This window comes from Amycolatopsis sp. N2S4-7, assembly GCF_058119595.1.
Genome location: NZ_CP172299.1, coordinates 1,480,052 through 1,500,090, shown reverse-complemented (window position 1 = coordinate 1,500,090; position 20,039 = coordinate 1,480,052). Strand labels below are relative to the sequence as shown.

Annotated in this window: 19 protein-coding genes; 15 read left to right on the top strand and 4 right to left on the bottom strand. The window is 73.1% G+C overall.

Annotated features, from left to right (window positions below; genetic code table 11):
- The first annotated feature begins 8 nt into the window (after positions 1-8).
- Both ACH54P_RS06830 and ACH54P_RS06825 read left to right on the top strand, forming a co-directional pair.
- Positions 9-1,448, top strand: a complete 1,440-nt coding sequence (locus ACH54P_RS06830) for a PAS domain-containing sensor histidine kinase (protein WP_489911473.1) — start codon at positions 9-11, stop codon at positions 1,446-1,448.
- Positions 1,445-1,825, top strand: a complete 381-nt coding sequence (locus ACH54P_RS06825; protein WP_489911472.1) for a response regulator — start codon at positions 1,445-1,447, stop codon at positions 1,823-1,825. The genes ACH54P_RS06830 and ACH54P_RS06825 overlap by 4 nt, the downstream gene beginning before the upstream one ends.
- A 4-nt stretch (positions 1,826-1,829) precedes the next feature.
- On the opposite strand, the gene ACH54P_RS06820 is transcribed toward ACH54P_RS06825, so the two are convergent.
- Positions 1,830-2,222 (bottom strand): STAS domain-containing protein, encoded by a 393-nt coding sequence (locus ACH54P_RS06820; protein ID WP_489911471.1) that lies wholly within the window; start codon positions 2,220-2,222, stop codon positions 1,830-1,832.
- A 226-nt stretch (positions 2,223-2,448) separates the two neighbouring features.
- On the opposite strand from ACH54P_RS06820, the gene ACH54P_RS06815 reads away from it, so the two are divergent.
- The 3 genes from ACH54P_RS06815 (at position 2,449) to ACH54P_RS06805 (ending at position 6,354) form a co-directional block, all read left to right on the top strand.
- Positions 2,449-3,360 (top strand): aminoglycoside phosphotransferase family protein, encoded by a 912-nt coding sequence (locus ACH54P_RS06815; protein ID WP_489911470.1) that lies wholly within the window; start codon positions 2,449-2,451, stop codon positions 3,358-3,360.
- Positions 3,361-3,428: 68 nt separating this feature from the next.
- A complete protein-coding gene (locus ACH54P_RS06810) occupies positions 3,429-3,737 on the top strand; it encodes a DUF4326 domain-containing protein (RefSeq protein WP_489911469.1) in 309 nt (102 codons plus the stop codon).
- Between the two features lie 49 nt (positions 3,738-3,786).
- Positions 3,787-6,354, top strand: coding sequence for a tetratricopeptide repeat protein (locus tag ACH54P_RS06805; protein ID WP_489911468.1), 2,568 nt, complete (start codon positions 3,787-3,789; stop codon positions 6,352-6,354).
- Here the strand turns inward: ACH54P_RS06805 and ACH54P_RS06800 are convergent.
- A complete protein-coding gene (locus tag ACH54P_RS06800) occupies positions 6,351-7,796 on the bottom strand; it encodes a phenylacetate--CoA ligase family protein (protein WP_489911467.1) in 1,446 nt (481 codons plus the stop codon). The genes ACH54P_RS06805 and ACH54P_RS06800 overlap by 4 nt on opposite strands.
- 28 nt (positions 7,797-7,824) lie before the next feature.
- On the opposite strand from ACH54P_RS06800, the gene ACH54P_RS06795 reads away from it, so the two are divergent.
- The 10 genes from ACH54P_RS06795 (at position 7,825) to ACH54P_RS06750 (ending at position 18,630) form a co-directional block, all read left to right on the top strand.
- Positions 7,825-8,313: a MarR family winged helix-turn-helix transcriptional regulator gene (locus ACH54P_RS06795; protein ID WP_489916339.1), complete on the top strand. Its 489-nt coding sequence runs from the start codon at positions 7,825-7,827 to the stop codon at positions 8,311-8,313.
- Between the two features lie 193 nt (positions 8,314-8,506).
- Positions 8,507-9,853 carry a hypothetical protein gene (locus ACH54P_RS06790; protein ID WP_489911466.1) on the top strand — a complete coding sequence of 449 codons (1,347 nt, stop codon included), beginning with the start codon at positions 8,507-8,509 and terminating at the stop codon, positions 9,851-9,853.
- A gap of 103 nt (positions 9,854-9,956) precedes the next feature.
- Positions 9,957-10,262, top strand: a complete 306-nt coding sequence (locus ACH54P_RS06785) for a DUF1883 domain-containing protein (protein ID WP_489911465.1) — start codon at positions 9,957-9,959, stop codon at positions 10,260-10,262.
- A gap of 184 nt (positions 10,263-10,446) precedes the next feature.
- Positions 10,447-10,923 carry an MSMEG_6728 family protein gene (locus tag ACH54P_RS06780; protein WP_489911464.1) on the top strand — a complete coding sequence of 159 codons (477 nt, stop codon included), beginning with the start codon at positions 10,447-10,449 and terminating at the stop codon, positions 10,921-10,923.
- A gap of 568 nt (positions 10,924-11,491) precedes the next feature.
- The gene (locus ACH54P_RS06775; protein ID WP_489911463.1) at positions 11,492-14,038 is read left to right on the top strand and encodes a glutaminase domain-containing protein; all 2,547 of its coding nucleotides are present in this window, start codon (positions 11,492-11,494) and stop codon (positions 14,036-14,038) included.
- Positions 14,039-14,060: 22 nt separating this feature from the next.
- On the top strand, positions 14,061-15,209 hold the full coding sequence (locus ACH54P_RS06770) for a type III PLP-dependent enzyme (RefSeq protein ID WP_489911462.1): 1,149 nt from the start codon (positions 14,061-14,063) through the stop codon (positions 15,207-15,209).
- A complete protein-coding gene (gene speD, locus ACH54P_RS06765) occupies positions 15,202-15,561 on the top strand; it encodes an adenosylmethionine decarboxylase (RefSeq protein WP_489911461.1) in 360 nt (119 codons plus the stop codon). Before ACH54P_RS06770 ends, speD begins: the two co-directional genes overlap by 8 nt.
- A complete protein-coding gene (locus ACH54P_RS06760; RefSeq protein ID WP_489911460.1) occupies positions 15,561-16,433 on the top strand; it encodes a spermidine synthase in 873 nt (290 codons plus the stop codon). Before speD ends, ACH54P_RS06760 begins: the two co-directional genes overlap by 1 nt.
- Positions 16,434-16,615: 182 nt before the next feature.
- Positions 16,616-17,242 (top strand): DUF4360 domain-containing protein, encoded by a 627-nt coding sequence (locus tag ACH54P_RS06755; RefSeq protein WP_489911459.1) that lies wholly within the window; start codon positions 16,616-16,618, stop codon positions 17,240-17,242.
- Between the two features lie 173 nt (positions 17,243-17,415).
- Positions 17,416-18,630 (top strand): GNAT family N-acetyltransferase, encoded by a 1,215-nt coding sequence (locus ACH54P_RS06750; RefSeq protein ID WP_489911458.1) that lies wholly within the window; start codon positions 17,416-17,418, stop codon positions 18,628-18,630.
- Between the two features lie 331 nt (positions 18,631-18,961).
- On the opposite strand, the gene ACH54P_RS06745 is transcribed toward ACH54P_RS06750, so the two are convergent.
- Both ACH54P_RS06745 and ACH54P_RS06740 read right to left on the bottom strand, forming a co-directional pair.
- Positions 18,962-19,390, bottom strand: a complete 429-nt coding sequence (locus ACH54P_RS06745) for a hypothetical protein (protein WP_489911457.1) — start codon at positions 19,388-19,390, stop codon at positions 18,962-18,964.
- A gap of 123 nt (positions 19,391-19,513) precedes the next feature.
- Positions 19,514-19,966, bottom strand: coding sequence for a helix-turn-helix domain-containing protein (locus ACH54P_RS06740; protein WP_489911456.1), 453 nt, complete (start codon positions 19,964-19,966; stop codon positions 19,514-19,516).
- Positions 19,967-20,039: the final 73 nt, after the last annotated feature.

Sequence of the window (20,039 nt, the reverse complement as noted above, 5' to 3'; positions counted from 1 at the left end):
GTTGCCGCATGGACGATGCGCGCCGGCCCGGCGACGACCGGTTCCGCCTGCTGGTGCAGGGCGTGGTGGACTACGCGATTTTCATGCTGGATCCGGGTGGGCGGATCGCGAGCTGGAACGCGGGGGCGGAGCGGATCAAGGGGTATGCGGCGGGGGAGATCATCGGGCAGCACTTTTCGGTGTTCTACCCGGCGGAGGACGTGGCGGCCGGGAAGCCGGCCCGGGAGCTGGAAGTCGCGGTCGAGCAGGGGCGGCTGGAGGACGAGGGGTGGCGGGTGCGGAAGGACGGCACCCGGTTCTGGGCGAACGTGGTGATCACGGCGTTGTACGACGAGCAGCGGCGGTTGCAGGGTTTCGGGAAGGTCACCCGGGACGTGACCGAGCGCCGTGAGGCCGAGCTGGCGCTGCGGGAAAGCGAAGAGCGGTTCCGCCTGCTGGTGCAGAGCGTCCAGGACTACGGCATCTTCATGCTGGATCCCGGTGGGCACATCTCGAGCTGGAACACGGGCGCGGAGCGGATCAAGGGGTACTCGGCGGAGGAAATCATCGGGCAGCACTTTTCGGTGTTCTACCCGGCGGAGGACGTGGCGGCCGGGAAGCCGGCGTGGGAGCTCGAGGTCGCGGTCGAGCAGGGGCGGCTGGAGGACGAGGGGTGGCGGGTGCGGAAGGACGGCACCCGGTTCTGGGCGAACGTGGTGATCACGGCGTTGTACGACGAGCAGCGGCGGTTGCAGGGTTTCGGGAAGGTCACCCGGGACATGACCGAGCGCCGCAACGCCGAACAGGCGCTGCGCGAACGCCGGCGGCTGGTCGGTCACCTCGTCGACGCGCAGGAAGTGGAACGGCGCCGGATCGCCTGGGACGTCCACGACGAGTCGATCCAGTCCATGGTGGCCGTCGGCATGCGGCTGCAGCTGCTCGCGTCCCGGCTGCCGGAACCGCACGCGAGCGCCGTCGGCGGGCTCGACGAGTCGGTGCAGGCCGCCATCGCCCGGCTGCGGGGCCTGGTGTCCCGGCTGCGGCCGCCGGAGCTCGACCGCAGCGGCCTGGTGGAGGCGGTGTCCGGCTACGTCGACGAGGTCGGCCGCCGCTGGGGGCTGGCGCACTCGGTGCGCGACAACCTCACCGAGGAGCCGTCCCCGGAGGCGGCGATCACGGTGTACCGGATCTGCCAGGAGGCGCTGAGCAACGTCCACAAGCACGCCCGTGCCACCCGGGTCGACGTCACGTTGTCCACAGTGGACAACGGAACGCTCGTGCGGATCACCGACGACGGCGTCGGCACGAGCGGGGACGACGCCGGCGCGGGGCACTTCGGCATGGTCGAGATGCACGAACGGGCGGAGGCGGCGCACGGCTGGCTGTCGGTGACCGGCGTACCCGGCCGGGGCACGACCGTCGAGTTCTGGCTGCCGAAGCTGCCCGACGTGACGGGACTGGAACCGTGACCGAGCTGCGGGTGCTGATCTCCGACGACGACGTGATGATCCGTGACGTCCTCAGGGAGGTCCTGGACGAAGAGCCGGACATCGCCGTGGTCGCGGTCGCCGGCGACGTCGACGAGGCGATCCGGCTCGCCGAGCAGCACCGGCCCGCGGTCGCCGTCCTCGACGTCCGGATGCCGGGCGGGGGCGGCGCCCGGGCGGCCCGGGAAATCGCGCGCCGCAGCCCGGACACCGCCATCCTGGCCTTCTCCGCCTACGCCGACCGGGCTTCGATCGCCGGGCTGGCCGCGGCCGGCGTCACCGAGTACCTGGTCAAAGGCGCGCCGAACACCGCGATCGTCGAGGCCGTCCGGCGGCTGGGCCGTCAGTCGTCTTCGTGAGGCGTCACCGCACCGGCCGGGCGTTCGCGACGCCGTCGAAGTCCGCCGGCAGCAGGGCGAAGAGTCGCCGCACCGCGCGTGACCGCCCGGGGTCCACCGTGAGGTGAGCCCCCGCGGTGTCGGCGAGGAGCTGGGCCCGCAGCAGCGAGTTCAGCCCGGCGACCGAGAAGAACGTGACGCCCGAGAGGTCGATGACGACCTCGTCGACCTGGCTGCGGATGCGGGACTGGAGGACCTCGTCCAAGCGGCGGGCGGTGCTCAGGTCGATCTCGCCGGTCACCTGGACGAGGACGGTGTGGAGGCCGGGCCGGAGCACGCGCAGCGACATGTGGCCGCCGGCGTTCATCCAGTCGGTGGTGGTGAGCTCGTGGTCGGCCGAGCGCGGTTCAGGAACCATCGCGGCACACCCTTTCGTCGGCAGCGGGGACAGTCCGGACGCAGGGTCGGGGCGCCGGTGAAGGCAGCCTGCCGGCCCGGGCGTGGAACGTCCGGCAGCGGCTGACGGCTCAACCGTGAGCCTTCAGCATAGTGCATATGCACTAGGTAAGCCATATTGAGTGGACAGCCCGGGCCATGGGCCGGTGGGATCGGAGGCGACGGCCACCGACGACGAGAGGGGTCCCTTGGCCACCGGTGATCTGTCTTCCGGCGAAGCGACCATCACGGTGCCGGTGGTCCGGCGCCTGGTGGAGACCCAGTTCCCGCGGTGGGCGGGGCTCCCGGTCGAGCCGGCGCCGACGCAGGGTGTGGACAACGCGACGTACCGGCTGGGGCCGGACATGTCGGTGCGGCTGCCGCGGTACGCGCGCTGGGCCGGGCAGGTGGCGCGGGAACAGGAATGGCTGCCGAAGCTGGCACCGGAGCTGCCGCTGCCCGTCCCGGTCCCGCTGGGCGAGGGCCGGCCGGGTGCGGGGTACCCCTTCCCGTGGTCGGTCCTGCGCTGGCTGCCCGGCGAGGCGGTGGATCCGGACCGGGTCGAGGCCTCCGCCCTGGCGGGGTTCTTCGCGGCGTTGTGGCGGGTGGACGCCACCGGCGGGCCGCCGCCGCAGTGGAGCAACGGCTTCCGCGGGGTGGCCATGACGGACGAGCGCGATTCGGCGATCGCCCCGGCCCGCCTCGCCGCGCGCATCGAGGCGCTGGACGGCCTGATCGACATCGACGCGGTGGCGGCGGTGTGGGAAGCGGCCCGGGCGGCTCCGCCGTGGGACGGGCCCCCGGTGTGGATCCACGGCGACCCGGCTCCGGGGAACCTCCTGGCCCACGAGGGGCGGTTGAGCGCGGTGATCGACTTCGGCACCCTGGCGGTGGGCGACCCGGCGTGCGACCTGATCGCGGCGTGGGCGGTGCTGCCGGCGGAGGGACGGCGGGAGTTCCGCGCGCTGCTGGACATCGACGACGCGACGTGGGCGCGCGGGCGCGCCTGGGGGTTGACGGCGGTGCTGCCGTCCCGGGCGGAGCTGACCGGCCCGGACGGGGCGCGGGCCCGGCGCCGGCTGGACGAGCTGGTGGCCGACTTCCGTCAGTCGGCGGGGTAGCGGCCCTCCGGCACCGGCGTTAGGTTGCGGGTTCGGACCCCGATCGCCGACCACTCCGAGGAGGCCGGATGCCCACCACGGTCGTGAACCTCAAGGGGCACCGGGACGACCCGGACTACGCCGACGTCGTCTACGTCGGGCGGCCGATGCACCGGGGTGGCTGGCACCTGGCAGGCTCCCGGCTGGCCAGCCCCTTCAAGCCCGGCAAGGACGGCTCCCGCGAGGAGGTCCTCGCCAAGTACCGCGAGCACCTCCTGGCCCGGCCGGACCTGCTCGCCCTCCTGCCGGAGCTGCGCGGCCGCCGGCTCGGGTGCTGGTGCGTGCCCGAACCGTGCCACGCCCAGGTGATCGCCGAGCTCGCGGATCACGGGCCGTAACGAACCGCACCCCCTCCGCGAGTAACCTGACACGAGGGGGTGATCGACGGTGTCCGCGCGACGACACGGCGGCTTCGACCAGGCCGAGCTGCCGGAGGCTCACCGGATCAGGTGGTGGCTGGCGGCGGTGACGGCCGGGCTCGTCGCGGCCGGCTTCGCGGTCGTGCCGTACCTGCCGTTCTTCCAGAACTGGACCTTCGTCCGCGACCCGAAGGTCGCGAGCGTCATCACCTGGACCGTCCTGCAGACGTCCATCGTGGTCGTCTCCGCGGTCCTGACGCTGTACTTCGTCGGCAAAGCCCGGCTCGAAGCCGCCGCGTTCCGGGCCAACCAGATCGACATCCGGCTGTTCCTCGACGAACGGCCCGAAGGCAGCCACGACCGCGAGATCGACTCGGCCGTCGAGCTGACCGCCACCTTCAAGCGGTTCCTCAACGACTCCCGCCTCTACACCCCGACCCCGGTGCCGGGGGTGGGGAGCTCGTACGACTTCATCCAGATCGTCGAGCACGCCGGCGACTCCGCGGACGGCTGGTGGAAGGCCGCGACCAAGCTGATCCGGCTCGCCCAGCCGCCCGCCGCGTTCACCGTGACCGGCACCATCCGGCCGGGCAACACCGCCGGGCGCTACCAGCTCATCCTGGAGCTCGTCCGCGTCCCGCGGTTCGCCGCCAGCCCGCTGGTGATCGAGGACGAGAACTGGCCGCGCGTGCTGCACCGGGCCGCGAACGCCGTCGCCGCCCTGGTCATCCCGCGCAGCGCCTACGTCCGCACGAACATCCACTGGGCCGCCTGGCGCGACGCGAAGATCCCGTACGAGCTCTTCGACGCCTACCAGCGCGCCAACCACTTCATCACCTACCGCCGCTACGACGAAGCCCTCGCCGAGTACTACCGGGCGGTCAGCCTCGACCCGTCGAACGTCTACATCAGACTCGAGATCGGAGCCCTGCAGGAACAACTCGACCTGCACCTCGACGCGCTCGCCACCTACGACGACGTGATCACCGTCTGCAGCCGGGGCCACCCCGCCCTCGCACGCTGGTGGATCGGCCCGGACTTCGCGCGCCAGCCCCGTCACGCCGGCCGCGGCCGCGACGTCGCCCTGCTGATCGCCCGCTACCGGCACGCGCTGGTCCTCGGCCACGGCGACTCCGTGGCCGGCTCCTGGTGGGTGCGGCGCACCACCGCGGGCGCGCCCGGGGACGCGCGGGCGCTGCGCCGGGCCGAACTGCGGGCCGCGCTGGAGCTGCGCTTCCGCCGGTACGTCGACCTCGACGTCCGGACGCGGCCCGACGCGATCCCGCGCGAGAAGCGGCTCGAGCTGCACCGGCGGGTGCTGCGCGTCCCGGCCGAGGAGCTCGTCGTCCACCAGGCGACCCCGGCGCAGCTGGCCGAGTACAACCAGCGCGCCGCCGAGATGCGGTCGTACTTCTGCGCGCTGTCGCAGTACGAGATCGAACGGCTCATCGAGGACTACCGCCGGTTCGGCAGGCGCTGGCGCCGCAGCTGGCAGCAGCTGACGAACCGCGCGCTCGACCTCTCCCTCGTGTGGGCGGTGCTGCGCCGGGCGATGGCGGACGTCGAGCCGGTCACCGGCGCGGTCCCGGTGCCCCGGCCGGCCTATCCGGGCAGCCGGGTGCGGCTGGCCGACGTCTGCCCGGACCGGCGCTGGCCGCCGGACCCGCGGGTGCTCGACGACACCGTCGAAGCCGCGGGACCGCGCAGGTCGTGGGAGGAGTGCTACAACGCGGCGAGCGTGTACGCCGTCGCGATGCTGGAAGTCGGCCCGCGCGGCGAGCGCGACCTGCGCGACCGCGCCCGCAACCCGCGCCTCGACGGCGAAGCGCGGGACGAAGTGGCCCGCCGCGCGGTCCGCGAGCTCTACCACGCCGCGACGATCAGCCACAGCGGACGGCTGCCCGAGCGCCGTTCGTGGGTGATGGGGGAGGACCCCGACCTCGCCGCGCTGCGCGGCCACGAGCTGTTCCGGGTGTTCGAGATGGTCACCTTCTCCCCGGACCGCGCCGCGCCGCTGCGCCCGCAGCGCGCCCACGTCTGGGAACAGGTCAGCTACGTCCGGCAGCTCGTCGCCGAGATCGCCGGCTGCCGCGCGCACTTCTGGCGGGTCCGCGCCCTCGACCCCGCCCCGGACGGCCGGACGCTCGACCGCTGGCGCGCGGCCGACCGCGACGCCTGGCGCAAGCTGGCCCGGCTGGCCACCGGCAAACAGGACTGGTACACCCGCTACCAGGCGATCTGCGCGTTCCGCGAGTGGTCGGCCGACTCGGGCTACCCGGGGTCCATCTCGGGTTTCCCGCTCTACTGCGAGGACCGGCTGCACGCCCAGCTGCGCGGCGCGGCCGGCCCGCGCGTGAAGACCGGGCTGGACCCGAACGTCGTCGTCCGGGAGTACGTGCGGCTGTGCGACCGCCGGCTCGACCAGCTCGCCGGCGACGTCGCCGAGCTCGAGCAGGCCCCGGTGGCAGTGGACGACTTCGGCGCCCGCGCCGAACTGTGGGCCGCCCTCTGCTCGTGGTTCGACGACGACATCGCCGACGGCTCGTCCGCCGACGAGCGCCGCGAACGGTTCCGCAAGCTTTCCCGGGCCGCCTAGGACGGCCGCGTGTAGCGGTGCTTCACCCCGGCCGGGAAGTACTCGGGATCGCCGGCGGGGCGCAGGACGACGTCGGGCAGCTGCCGCTCCGCCGGGACGTAGTGCGCGAACTCGCTGTTGAGCCGCACCAGCTGCGCCCGCACCGACTCCGCGATCCGCCCGGCGTCGGCGGTCGCGCCCGGCGCCGTCTCGACGGTGATCCGCAGCCGCCGGTCCCGGTCGGCGTCCTCGTCCGCCTCGATGACGAACTTGCCGGTCACGGTGTCGCTGATGCCGGGCTGCTCCAGGCCGACGGTGACGTTCTCCGGGTAGACGTTCGCGCCGAAGAACGACACCGTGAACAAGGACCGGCCGAACACGAACACGAACGGCAGTTCCGGGCCGGGCGGCGGCGTGAAGCCGTGCCGGGCGCAGTAGGCGAGCAGCTCGGCGTGCGACAGGATCCCGCCGTCGTCGGCGATGTGGTAGCGGATCAGCGGGATTCCGCCGTCCGCGGTGAAGACGAGGGTGCCGTCGTGCACCTCGAAGAAGCGGCTGGCCGGGTCGTACTGCACCAGGGTCGGGAGCCGCGCGTCGCCGAAGACTTCGCGCGCGAGGTCCGGGTGGCCGGCGAAGAACCGGCGGATGCCGACCGACACCGGGGTTTCGGTGCCGAGCACGCCCGCGTCGGCCGTGCCGTACAGCGACGCGATGTCGCGGACCGGGTCGGCCACCCCGGCCCGCTGAGCCACGAGGTCGCGCCACTGTTCGCTGAACACCTCGCCCGCCAGCACCAGCTTGATCGCGTACGCGGGCCAGTCGACGCCTTCGGTCAGGCCGGTGTCGACGACGTCCTTGACGAACGGCGGGTAGCCCAGCAGCACCACCTGCTCGAAGTGCGGCGCGAGCTCGGGCAGCACGCGCAGGATCTCCGCCTTGTTGTTGCCCGGCGCCACCACGGTGATCGGGCAGCCCTTGGCCGCGAGGTGGCGCACGCAGGCCGTGGTGAACAGGCCGCCCACCCAGGTGCCGAGGGGAAAGCAGACCACCGCGAGGGTGCTGCGGCGGTCGGCTTCGAAGGCGTTCACCAGCACCTGCTCGAACCGGCGCGCCACGTGCAGCTCGTCCTCGAGCGCGCGGGGCCAGACGGACGGCCGCCCGCTCGATCCGGACGAGACGGCGATCATGTCGCAGCCGGCGAACGTGCCGTCGCGGCACAGCTCGGGCAGCGGGTACCGGCGGTGGTAACCGGCCTTGTCGACGAGCGGCAGCGTCCGGAAGTCGGCCATGGTGGTGACTTCGTCCGGCGCGATCCCGTGTTCCCGCAAGAACTTCCGGTACGCCGGCACGGTTTCCGCGGTCCGGTGGAACAGGTCGAGCACGGCGTCCGCGGACGGCGGTCCGGGCGGCCGGAAGAAGGTGTCGAAGGCCTGCCGCACACGCGTCTGCCGACCGAGGTCCATGATCGGAGCATATCGGCTGCCGCGTGTCATGATGGGCGGCGTGAGCACCTCCGCGGAGCAGCACCCCGCCGGCGCGCCGTTGACCCTCTACCTGGTCAAACGGCTCGAGCTGGTGGTCAGGGCGCTGCTCGACGACGCGCTGCGGCCGCTCGGGCTCACCACGCTGCAGTACACCGCGCTGACGGTGCTCGAAGCCAGCGGCCCGCTGTCGTCGGCGCAGCTGGCCCGCCGCTCCTTCCTGCGGCCGCAGACGATGCACGAAATGGTGCTGGCGCTGGAAAACCGCGGGCTGATCGCGCGGACGCCGAAATCGGGCAACAAACGCGTCCTGCTGGCCGGCCTCACCGAGAGCGGAAGGGCCCTGCTGGCCGACTGCGCACCGGCGGTCGTGGAGGTGGAGCGGGCACTGCTGGCCGACCTGAGCCCGGGCCAGCGCGCGACGTTCCGTGAGGGCCTGCAGCACGGCGTCACGGCCCTGGGAGCGCTGTCAGAGCACCGCCGCTCTCAGGAAGCCTGACTTTCGGGTGAAGCAAGATCTTCGTGGCGGCTGGACGATGCGGTTCCGCCGACTGGCGCCTTGAGTCAGGCTTGCTGACACCTGACGACTAGGCCGGACGAGTGGAAGCGCCGGGTGGCCCGTAGCGCGGGTGTGGGCCGGGCCGTTGAGGGGTACGTCCCAGATCTGCTCTCGCATCTGGAGGTTCGCCGACGTGACCGTGGCTCGCGACGTGGGCAAGACGCCCATCGCCGCACGGCGGCTGCTCGTGCTGGCCGGGGCCGTGGCAGGCCTGTGGCTGGTGTCATGGCTGACGTCCGGCCACGCCGACGCTGCGACGCCCGACGGGCCATCGGTGGTTGCGCCGGGGGTTCCGGGTCCGGCCGCCACCACCATGGCCAAGCCACGGGCGGATGTGGCGCGTTCTGCGGCGCCGATCGTCGAGCCGGTCTCGCGCACCGCCCAAGCGGTTGTGGCGCCGGTGACCGCCGCCACGGCCGTGAAGCCGGGGTCGGGGGTGGCGCGGTCCGCCGCGTCGACCGTGGAGCCGGCCGTGCACGTGGTCGAGCCGGTTTCGCGGACCGTGCAAGGGGTTGTGGCGCCGGTGACCGGGGCTGTCGCCGCGGTGGTCAAGCCGGTGTCGGGAGTGGCGCGTTCTGTGGAGCCGGTCTCGCGGACCGTGCAAGGGGTTGTGGCGCCGGTGACCGGGGTCGTCGCCGCGGTGGTCAAGCCGGTGTCGGGAGTGGCGCGTTCTGTGGAGCCGGTCTCCCGCACCGTCGAAGGGGTTGTCACGCCCGTGACCGGGGCCGCCGCCACCGTGGTCAAGCCGGTGGTCGCCGGCGTGACCAAGCCCGTGTCCGACCTCGCGGCTCCGCTCACCGGCGCCCTGGGCCAGGTGGTCGCGCCGGTCGGCAAGCTCGTGCGGCCGGTGACCGCGAACCTCGCCGGGCCGGTGCTCGGCCTGGTCACCCCGGTCGTCGACGGTGTCCTCCGGCCCATCGCCGGACCGGTGCTCGATGCCGCGTCGCCCGTGCTGACCGGCCTGCTCGCCCCGGTCGCCGGGCTCACGCGGCCGGTGCTCGGCCCCGTCGTCCGGCCCGTCGTCACTCCGGTTGCCGCGACCGTCGGCCCAGCCGCGCTCGGCCCCGTCACCAAGCCGGTGTTAGAGGCCGCCTGCGACGCCGAAACCGCGTGGGAACCGGACGAATCCGTCCTCGCGACCAGCCCGCCGGTAGCCATCGACACGGCTGCACCGGCCGCGCAAGTCCTTGCCGCCGAGCCCGGCGGGTCGGAATCCTGGCGTGCCTCGACCCGCCAAGCCAATCCGGCCCGTCAGGCGCGTCCGGTCGTAGCGACGCGGGGCAGCGTCCCCGGGCACGCCCCGGCGCCGTCGCCCCGGCTCCCCGGGCCGTCCGACGTTGCCGCCGGGACCTGCACCACCATCCCGCCCGCCTTCCTGACCCCCGGCCACGGACCCCACGCCACCCAGGCGTCGACGAGGTCGTACGGGGACTTCGTGCCGCTGTGGCGGCCGTGCGAACCAGGCACCGGCCCGGGCTGATCCCGTCCTGATCTTCCGTTCCGTCGTGGGCCCCGCGGCGTGCTCCGCGATGCCCTCGACCGCAAGAGCTCGAACAGCAACCCAGCGTGGAAGTAGGGACGAAATGGAAGCGAACGTGTTCGACCTCGGGAAAGTGCGAAGAGACGCGGTGGTCACCGTCCGCCTGGACGCGATGGCCAACGTCAGGCTCCTGACGGAGGTCAACTTCCAGGCATACCGGCGCCGGCAGTACTACCGGATGCACGGCGGGGTGGCCACCGCACCGATGTTCAAGATCCACATCCCGGCCAACGCGCACTGGTTCCTGGTGCTCGACGTCGAGGGGCTGGAGAACCTGCCCCTGCGCCCACGGGTGAGCGTCGAGCCGGAACCGGTCGCCATGGCCCGGGGACGCACCGGCTCCCGGTGACACCGACGCGACCTTCGCGGCCCCGATCACGTGGTCGGGGCCGTGGAGGGGGTAGGTCAGCACGGTAACCGGGCGCGCGAGCTCACCGGCGAGGCGCAGCCCGGGGTCGGTGTGGCCCCGGGCGGCGGCGTGGGTACACCCGATCTTCCCGCATCGGCGGCCGGTTGCGGGGTACCCGGGCGGGATGCAGACGTTCCTGCCGTGCGCCGACTTCACGGCCGGCGCCCGCACGCTCGACCGCCGCCGGCTCGGCAAACAGCGCGTGGAGACGCTCCAGGTGCTGCGCGCGCTCGTGATCCCCGGCTACGGCTGGCGCCACCACCCCGCGGCGAAGATGTGGACGGGGTACGAAGAAGCCCTGACCCGCTACGGCCTCGAGGTGTGCGCGGTGTGGTGCGCCCTCGGCGCGGCGGACACGTGCGCGGGGAAGCTCGCTGAGGAGTACCGGCAGTCGCTCGGCAGCAGGGACGTGCGCGCGCAGGCCGAGCTGGCGGCCGCGGGGGAGCTGCCGCCGTGGCTGGGCGACGAGGCGCTCCACCGCAGCCACCGGTCCGCGTTGGTGCGGAAGGACCCGGACCACTACGGCAAGCAGTTCCCGGACGTGCCGCCGGACCTGCCGTACGTGTGGCCCCCGTCGGACCGCCCGCGGCGCACCGCCTGACGAGGCTCGCCGCACCGGTGGCTCCCGCCGCGCCGGCCTGCTCCGGCCGAAGCCGCCGGGCCAGGCCGACCCGGCCGTGCCGGGCTGCTTTAGCCGACTGCGCCGAGCCGACCTGACTGTGCTGGACCGGCCCGGCAGGGTCAGCCGCTCAGGTGGCTTCGGCTGACCCGACCCCGACCGGGTCGGTCCGCCCGGGCCGCCCGGACCGCGCAGGGCCGCCCTGCTCGCCCTGGCCTGCTCCGGCCGCGCCGCGCCGCGCCGCGCGGCCGCGCCGCGCCGCCCGGCCGCGCCGCGCCGCGCGGCCGCGCCGCCCGGCTGCGCCATGCCGCCCCGAGGGCGCCCCGCAGCTCTGGCCGCGCCGAGCCAGCCGCCCCAGTCGTCGGCCACCCCGCCGCCGCGCCCCCAGCCCCTCTCCTCCGCCCAAAACCCGCACCGGACCTGCGCTCCCACTGGTCCGCCCCCACCGCACACCCCGACCTTCGGCGGATTTACAACGTTGTACCAACGATGTAAAACGGTCCCTGCGCTGTTCGTCGCTCCGGCTCGCACGCCGTGGAAGGGGCCACCGATGTCCTCCCGAGAACGCGATCACCTCACCCGCCGGGATCTGCTCCGGCTCGCCGGGGGCACGGCCGCCGCCGTTGCTGCCGCTCTCTGGTTGCCCGGCACTGCCGCCGCGGGGACCTTCAGCCCGATCCGGCCGCCCGCCACGCCGCTGATCGTGCGGTCGCCCTACCTGTCCACCTGGCAGCCCGCCGACAACCTCCCCGGCACCTGGGCGAGCTTCTGGACCGGGCACATCACCGCCCTGTGCGGCCTCGCCCGCGTCGACGGCGCCGCCTACGTCTTCGCCGGCTCGCCCGCCTTGCCGTCGGGGCCGGCGCTGACCCCGATGACCCAGGTCAGCCTGCAGGTCACCGGAACCCGCTCGGCCTACGTCCTCAGCGGCGGCGGCGTCAACCTCACCGTCACGTTCTTCTCGCCGGTCGACCCGGCGAACCTGCAGCGCCAGTGCGTGCCCTTCGGCTACGTGACCATCCAGGCCACCAGCGCCGACGGCCGCGCGCACGCCGTCGACCTGCACTTCGACACCTCCGCCGAATGGGTGCACGGCAACACTTCGACCCCGGTCACCTGGACGCAACAGCAATCGAACGGCTACACGCTCCTCAGCTGCACCCCGGCGAGCCCGGGCGTGCTGCAGGAGAACGGCGACCAGGCGAGCTGGGGCTCCCTGGTCCTGGCCGCGCCGACGTCCGGCGTCACCTGGCAGATCGGGCAGGACACCGTCGCCCGCGCCGCCTCGGCGAGCCAAGGCGCGCTGAACAACACCAGCGACACCGCCCAGCCACGCGCGATCAACGACCGCTGGCCGGTGCTCGCCTTCAACAAGAACCTCGGCACCATCCCGGCCGGCGGCACCTCGGCCCCCTTCACGATCTCGGTCGGGCACGTCCGCACGCCCGCCGTCCGCTACCTCGGCACCGAGCTGCGTCCCTGGTGGACGCACTACTGGGGCAGCTGGCAGGACATGGCCGTCTGGTTCGCCAACGACTACGCGAGCGCGCTGAGCGCGGCGACCGCGATCGACCAGCGCCTGCACGACGACGCCGTCGCCGCGGCCGGCGGCGGCAGCACCGGCGAGCACTACGCCGGGATCTGCGCGCTGGCCCTGCGCCAGGCCTTCGGCGGCACCGAGCTGGTCGACCGGAACGGCGCGCCGTGGGGATTCCTCAAGGAGATCTCTTCCAACGGCAACATGTCCACAGTGGACGTCACGTACCCGGCGTTCCCCGCCTACCTCTACCTCTCGCCGGCCTACCTGCGGCTGGTCCTGGAGCCGTTGCTCGACTACGCCGAGCGCGGCGGCTGGCCGATGCAGTTCGCCGAGCACGACCTCGGCACCCACTACCCGGACGCGACCGGGCACAACGACGGCAACGAGGAGAGCATGCCGGTCGAGGAGTCGGCCAACATGCTGATCATGGCCGCCGCCCTGGTGCAGCGGCTGCCGTCGGCGGACGCCGTCTCCTTCGCGAACACCCACTACCGGATCCTGCGGCAGTGGGCGGAGTACCTCGTCGCCAACACCCTCGACCCGGGCTTCCAGAACCAGACCGACGACTTCACCGGGTTCATCGCGCACAGCGCGAACCTCGCGCTGAAGGGCATCGTCGGCGTCGGCGCGATGGGGATCATCGCCGCCGCGACCGGCAACGCGGCCGACGCGCAGCGCTACCGCTCGACGTCCCGCAGCTACATCAGCCAGTGGGTGACGCTCGCGCAGGACCCGTCCAACCAGCACCTCAAGCTCGCCTACGACCAGGACGGCACCTGGAGCCTGAAGTACAACGGCTTCGCCGACCGCGTGCTCGGCCTCGACCTGGTGCCGCTCGGCGTCGCGGCGCAGGAGGCCGCCTGGTACCAGGCCCGCGCGGGCGCCCACGGCGTGCTGCTCGACCCGCGCAACAACTACACGAAGGCCGACTGGGAGCTGTGGACCGCGGCGTGGCTCACCGACCAGCCGAACGTCCGGAACACCCTGGTCGAGGGCGTGTACAGCTATGCGAACAGCACTCCGCAGCGGGTGCCGTTCAGCGACTGGTACGTCGTCGCCGACGCCACCCAGCGCGGCTTCCAGGCCCGCCCGGTCGCCGGCGGCTACCTGGCGCTGCTGACCCGCCCGGCCGCGTCGACCACCGTCTGGCGCAAGCTGCAGAACCAGCGTTCCGGCAAGGTGCTCGCCGTCTCGAACATGTCGCTGGCCGACATGGCCGAGGTGACGCAGTGGTCGGACAACGGCACCGCCGACCACCTCTGGGCGGTCGTCGACAACGGTGACGGCACGGTCCGGATCGTCAACCGCAACAGCGGCAAGGTCCTGGCGGTGCACGACCAGAGCCTCGACGACGGCGCCCACGTGCAGCAGTACCGCGACAACGGCACGCCGGACCACAACTGGCGGATCGTCGACGCCGGGGGTGGCTGGTCGAAGCTCGTCAACGTCCGCAGCGGCAAGGTGATGGCGGTCGACCAGCAGTCCACGGCGGACGGCGCGCAGGTGACGCAGTGGGACGACAACGGGACACCGGACCACCTGTGGCGGTTCGTCTGACGCCGTTTGCGACACTGGCGCCGTGTGCGCCGACTTCACCCGGATCCGCCGGTTCCTCGACGAGCGGGATCCGCCGACCCCGTGCCTCGTCGTCGACACCGACGTCGTCGCGGCGCGGGCGCGCGAGTTCCGCTCGGCGTTCCCGGGCGCCCTGATCCGGTACGCGGTCAAGGCCAACCCGGCGCCGCCGGTGCTCGACGCGCTGGTGGCGGCCGGGATCGGCTTCGACGTCGCCGGGCCCGGCGAGCTGGCGCGGTGCCTCGGCCGCGGCGCGGACCCGGCGGACCTCGCCTACGGCAACCCGATCAAGAAGCCGCGGGACATCGCCCAAGCCTTCGACCACGGCGTCCGGGAGTTCACTTCGGACGCGCCCGACGACGTCGACCACCTGGGACGGCACGCGCCGGGCTCGGCCGTCTCGATCCGGGTCGTGCTCGACGCGCCCGACTCGGTGACGCCGTTCGGCCGCAAGTTCGGCTGCGAGCCGGCCGAGGCCCTCGACCTGGTGCTGCGGGCGGCCGCGCTGGGCCTGCGGCCCGGCATCGCGTTCCACGTCGGGTCGCAGCAGCCGGACGTCACGGCGTGGGAGATCGGGATCGCCACGGCCGCGAAGCTGTTCGGCGAGGCGGCCGCGCAGGGTGTCACGATGACGCGGCTCAACCTCGGCGGCGGCTTCGCGACCGCCCACCGCACCGGCGTCCCTTCGCTGGCCACCTACGCGGCGACGATCGCCTCGGCGCTCGACACGTACTTCCCGGCCGGACCGCCGGAGCTGCTGCTGGAGCCGGGCCGCGTCCTCGTCGCCGACGCGGGCCTGCTGCGGACCGAGGTGGTCCTGGTCGCGGACCGGGGCGGGCGACGCTGGGTGTACCTCGACATCGGCCGCTACAACGGGCTCGCCGAGGCCGAAAACGAGGCGATCGCCTACCGTTTCGAGCCGGTGGGCGTGCCCGGCGGGCCGGCCGGGCCGGTGGTGCTCGCCGGGCCGACCTGCGACGGCGACGACGTCCTCTACCAGCGGACGCCGTACGAGCTGCCGCTGTCACTGCGGACCGGCGACCGGCTCGACCTGCCGGGCACCGGGGCCTACACCGCGAGCTACGCGTCGGTGGGGTTCAACGGGATCGAGCCGCTGCGCACCCACTGCGTCGGAAGGTGGGGCGATGACTGAGTTCGGCCGGTTCGCCGGGCGGCACGTGCTGGCCGAGCTGCACGGCGTCGACCCGGGCCTGCTCGACGACACCGCGCGGCTGGGGGAGCTGCTGCGGGCGGCGGTGACGGAAGCGGGCGCGACCGTCCTCGACGTCGTGGCGCAGCGGTTCGCGCCGCAGGGCGCCACGGTGATCGCGCTGCTGGCCGAGTCGCACGCGTCCGTGCACACCTACCCCGAACACGGGTCGCTGTTCGCCGACGTGTTCACCTGCGGCGAGCGTGCCGACCCCGAGCAGGCGCTGCGGTTGCTGGCCAAGTCGCTGGACGCCGCCTCGGTCCACCTGTCCGTCGTCCACCGGGGAGAACGCTGATGCCCTCGATCCACGAACCGGTCGGTGCCGGCCTCACCCGCGTGTGGGAGGTCGACGACGTCGTGTTCGCCGCGCGCACGCCGTACCAGGAGGTGCTGATCGGGAAGACCGCGCAAGGGGTCTCCCTGTTCTGCGACGGCGAGCGCCAGAGCACCGAGGCGAGCCAGCGGGTGTACCACGAGGCCCTGATGGTGCCCGCGCTCCTGCTGGCCGAGCGGGTGCGGCGGGTCCTGGTCATCGGGTCGAGCGAAGGGGTGGCGTGCGAGCTGGCGGTCGACGCGGGCGCTTCGGTCGTCGACCACGTCGACATCGACGAGCGGGCCGTCCGGGCGTGCGCCGAGCACCTGCCCTACGGCTACACGCCGGCGGACCTCGAGCGGGCCGTCCGGGGCGACGGGCCGATCCGGGTGTCCTTTGAGGACGGCTGGGCGTTCCTGGCCGCGGCCGAGGCCCGCGGCGACACCTACGACGTCGTCGTCATCGACCTGCCGGACGAGAACACCGACCCGGACGCGCAGCACAACCGCTTGTACGGCAAGGACTTCCTCGGCCGCTGCGCGCGCCTCCTCGCCCCCGGTGGGGTGGTGACCTGCCAGGCGGGCTGCCCGACCCTGTGGCGCAACGAAACGCTGCTCGCGTCGTGGCGGCGGTTCCGCGAGGTGTTCGGGACGGTGCTGTACTTCGGGTCCGACGAGCACGAGTGGGCGTTCCTCTCCGGGCGGGCGGACCCCGTCGAGCGACCGGGGGAGCTGGTGGCGCGGCGGTTCGCGGAGCGGGGGAGCGGCGCGGCGACCCTGGACGCCGAAGCGCTGCTCGGCGGATCGACGCCGCCGTATTCCCTCCGGCACGATACTGGTCTGTACCAGTCGTGACCGCCGATTCTTCGAATACTTCAACTGTTGAGCGGTGAAATAGCGGGAAATGGATTTCCCGTACCCCGGGTTGTCGTGTTACTCCGTTCAGTGGCCGTCGAAAAGGTTGCGATCGCGCTACGATCCGTTCCGCGCGCGATCATCGTGATCAAAAGGCACCGTGGCCCATTTGGAGGAGCGTCATGCTCGGTATGTTGGTCGTAGCCGGAATGGTTCTGTCCGCCCTCGCCGCACCCGTCGATTCCCCGGCGTCATCGGCTCCGACCGAAAAGATCACGCTCGACATCAAGACCATCAACGGCTCCGGCTGCCCGGCCGGCACGGCCACGGCGTCGGCCGACGTCGCGTCCGACAACACGTCGTTCACGGTGCACTACACGAACTTCACCGCCAAGGCCGGCGGGGGCGCGTCCGCGCTCGAGGCCCGGAAGAACTGCCAGATCAACGTGCTCGTCCACGTGCCGCAAGGGTTCACGTACGCGATCGCCGAGGCGGAGTACCGCGGTTTCGCGCACATCGAGAGCGGGGCGAGCGCGCTGGAGCAGGCCAACTACTACTTCGCCGGCACGGCGCCGACCGCCCGGGTGCGGCACACGTTCCCCGGGCCGTTCCACGGCACGTGGCGCGCGACCGACGTCACCGAAGTCGCCGAGCTGGTGTTCGCGCCGTGCGGGGAGAGCCGCAACCTGAACATCAATGCGGAACTGCGCGCGGACGCGGGCACCTCCGCCGGCGGGAGTTACATCGAAATGGATTCCGAACACGCGAGCGTGGACACGATTTACCACTTCGCGTGGAAGACCTGCTGAATTTCGCTCATATTTCGCCCGCGGGCCCGCTCACCGGAACTCCGGCCGGTGAGCGGGCCTCGGCCGCGGTCCCCCGGCCCCGGCGGGCTTAAATCGCTTGATCTTGCCGCGGGGCACCGCTGGACTGGGGCGGGGCACCACGAGCCGTGGTGCCGGTACCCCGGAAGGCAGCGATGGAGATCCGTTCCACCACCGAGCAGGACCTCGACGTCTTCGTCGACACCCTCCACGCCGCGTTCGGGCGCTTCCCGGAAACCCCGGCCGACGGTGGTGGCGGGGTCTGGTGGTCGGCGCTCGAAATGGACCGCAACCTGCTGGCCACGACACCGGACGGCCGGCCCGTCGGCACGGCCGGCGCGTACTCGTTCGAGCTCACCCTGCCCGGCGAGATCCTCGCCCCGGCCGCCGGGGTGACCGCCGTCGGCGTCCTGCCTTCGCACCGGCGCCAGGGCGTGCTCAGCGCGATGATGCGGCGCCAGCTCGCCGAGGTGCGGGCGCGCGGGGAGTTCCTTTCCGTGCTGCTGGCCTCCGAAGCGCTGATCTACCGCCGGTTCGGCTACGGACCGGCGACCTACACCCAGCGGTTGACGGTGCCGCGTCACCAGGCCGCCTTCGCCGTCCCCCGGGCGGGCGAAACGGCCGGCGCCGGCTCCATCGAGCTGCTGCGGCGTGCCGACTGCGGCTCGCTCCTGGAGGAGGTCTACGACCGGTACCGCCGCGCCCAGCCGGGCGCGCTGTCCCGGCCCCACCGCTGGTGGGCCTCGGGCGCGGGACACCCGCCGATCGCTCCGACGCCGCGTTACGTCGCCGTCCACCGGGATGCCGACGGCGTCGCGGACGGGTACGCCAGCTACTCGCTCGGGGAGCCCGACACCCTGACGGTCGACGAGACCATCGCCACCGACGACGCCGTCTTCACGGCCCTGGCCCGGTTCGTGCTCGGGCACGACCTGGTCGGCCAGGTCGTGTTCAAGCAGGTCCCGCCCGGGCACCCGCTGCGCTGGCAGTTCGCGGACTTCCGGGCCGGCCAGGTCACCGACGACACCGACTGGCTGTGGGTGCGGCTGCTGGACGTCCCGCGTGCGCTGACCGCCCGAGGCTGGTTCACGGACGGCGAGCTGGTCCTCGACGTCACCGACCCGTTCCTCGCCGAGCAGGGGCGCTACCTGCTGACCGTCCGGGACGGCAAGGCCGAGTGCGTCCCGACGGATCGGCAGCCCGACCTGACCTTGGACGTGAGCGACCTGGGCTCGATCTACCTCGGCGGCACCGCCCCGAGCACCCTCATCCGCGCCGGCCACGTGCGGGTGCACGGGCCGGAGGTGGCCGCTCTCGCGGACAGTCTTTTTCGCGCGGACCGCACGCCGCACTGCCTGCACTGGTTCTGACGGCGGGCGCGGGAGGGAACGGGCGCACCGGCGCGGCAAGGCCTGGCCTTCCCGCGCGGTGCTGCACGGGCCTGGTCCGCCGCGGCCCGGGCGGCCTGGCGCGGTGGGGGCCGCGGCCGGGTGGTCGGGGGCGCGCCGTTGCGACGCGCCCGGCCACCTGGCCTTCTGCGCGGTGCGGCCAAGTGGCCCGCCGCGGCGGGCCACTTGGCGCGCGGGGCCGAGACTGGGTGGGAATGGGCGCGCCATCGCGGCACGCCCGGCCGCCTGGCGCACCGAGGCCGCCGCCGGGCCCTGCGTCGGCGGCCGCCGACGCAGGGGCCTTTCACGCCGCCTACACGTGGGTGACCAGCAGCGTCACCCCCGCTTCGCCGCCGCAGTCTACGAAGACCGGGCCTACTCCGTTGCCGATGTGCTGGGCGACGTTCGCCTTCGCCACGAAGTGGTCCGGGCCGGCGTCGAGGATGCGTATGTTCTCCAGGGCCGGGCGGTCCGGGAAGCCGCCGAGGACGGACTTCAGTCCCGTTCCGCCGCCGCAGTTTCCGGTGATCGTCACTTCCTGGCCGCGCTGGGTCGTGGGGTTGGGGCTCACCTGCACGGTGGCGCGCGCCCCCTTCGGTGGCTGGTTCGCGTTCGTCATGGTCCCCTCCGTGGTTCCCGGCTCGGCCGACGCGCCGCCGGCGATCCCGATGCTCGCCGCCGTGGCCAGGCCGGCCGCGAGGGCCAGGCCGAGCACCGTGCGGGTGGATTTGGTGGTGTGCATGGTGATCTCCTCCCTTGAACCCGGTATCGCCGGATCTGATCAGTCAGTCGCGGGCGGGGGTGGCCGAGGTTCTCGGACGCACGGAGTGAGACGTGGATCACATCAAGGGTTCCGGTGCGGCCGTCACAACGCGATCGCGAGCTGCAGCCGTCCCTCCGGCGTCCGGACCGGCCACCCCAGCAGCTGCTCGGCGTGCGCGAGCCGGTCCTGCAACGTCGAATGGTGGAGCACCAGCGCGGCCGCCGCGGCGCGGAGCCCGATTCCGCGTGGCCGTCGGGCCCGCTGCGCGCCGGCGGCGAACCGGCGCTCTGGCTGGAACGGCCCGGTCCGCCTCGCCCGGTCGACGCGATGATCCTGGACCGGGCCGCGGCCGCGGCGCGCGGCGTCCTCGACCGCACGCGCGGGCGCGCGCTCGCCGGAGGAGGCGCGCGCGAGCCCGTCCGGTTCGACGCGCAGCCGCACGCGCCGCTCGTCGTCGGCCAGCCGCAGCGGGCAGCCGGCGAGGACGGCCGCGCCGCGCGCGATCGCCTCCGGCCCGCCCCCGGCCTCGACGAGGCGGTCGAAGTAGCCGATCACCTTGACCGTGGCGCCGCGTCGGGGCCGGGGCCGTCAGGTGCGCGACGAGGTGCTCCATGACGCCCTCAGGCCC

Excerpts from the sequence above, each read along its gene's own strand:
- ACH54P_RS06830 (WP_489911473.1), top strand. The coding sequence starts at position 9 with ATGGACGATGCGCGCCGGCCCGGCGACGACCGGTTCCGCCTGCTGGTG.
- ACH54P_RS06820 (WP_489911471.1), bottom strand. The coding sequence starts at position 2,222 with ATGGTTCCTGAACCGCGCTCGGCCGACCACGAGCTCACCACCACCGAC.
- ACH54P_RS06810 (WP_489911469.1), top strand. The coding sequence starts at position 3,429 with ATGCCCACCACGGTCGTGAACCTCAAGGGGCACCGGGACGACCCGGAC.
- ACH54P_RS06800 (WP_489911467.1), bottom strand. The coding sequence starts at position 7,796 with ATGGACCTCGGTCGGCAGACGCGTGTGCGGCAGGCCTTCGACACCTTC.
- ACH54P_RS06795 (WP_489916339.1), top strand. The coding sequence starts at position 7,825 with ATGATGGGCGGCGTGAGCACCTCCGCGGAGCAGCACCCCGCCGGCGCG.
- ACH54P_RS06785 (WP_489911465.1), top strand. The coding sequence starts at position 9,957 with ATGGAAGCGAACGTGTTCGACCTCGGGAAAGTGCGAAGAGACGCGGTG.
- ACH54P_RS06780 (WP_489911464.1), top strand. The coding sequence starts at position 10,447 with ATGCAGACGTTCCTGCCGTGCGCCGACTTCACGGCCGGCGCCCGCACG.
- ACH54P_RS06775 (WP_489911463.1), top strand. The coding sequence starts at position 11,492 with ATGTCCTCCCGAGAACGCGATCACCTCACCCGCCGGGATCTGCTCCGG.
- speD (WP_489911461.1), top strand. The coding sequence starts at position 15,202 with ATGACTGAGTTCGGCCGGTTCGCCGGGCGGCACGTGCTGGCCGAGCTG.
- ACH54P_RS06760 (WP_489911460.1), top strand. The coding sequence starts at position 15,561 with ATGCCCTCGATCCACGAACCGGTCGGTGCCGGCCTCACCCGCGTGTGG.
- ACH54P_RS06755 (WP_489911459.1), top strand. The coding sequence starts at position 16,616 with ATGCTCGGTATGTTGGTCGTAGCCGGAATGGTTCTGTCCGCCCTCGCC.
- ACH54P_RS06750 (WP_489911458.1), top strand. The coding sequence starts at position 17,416 with ATGGAGATCCGTTCCACCACCGAGCAGGACCTCGACGTCTTCGTCGAC.
- ACH54P_RS06745 (WP_489911457.1), bottom strand. The coding sequence starts at position 19,390 with ATGCACACCACCAAATCCACCCGCACGGTGCTCGGCCTGGCCCTCGCG.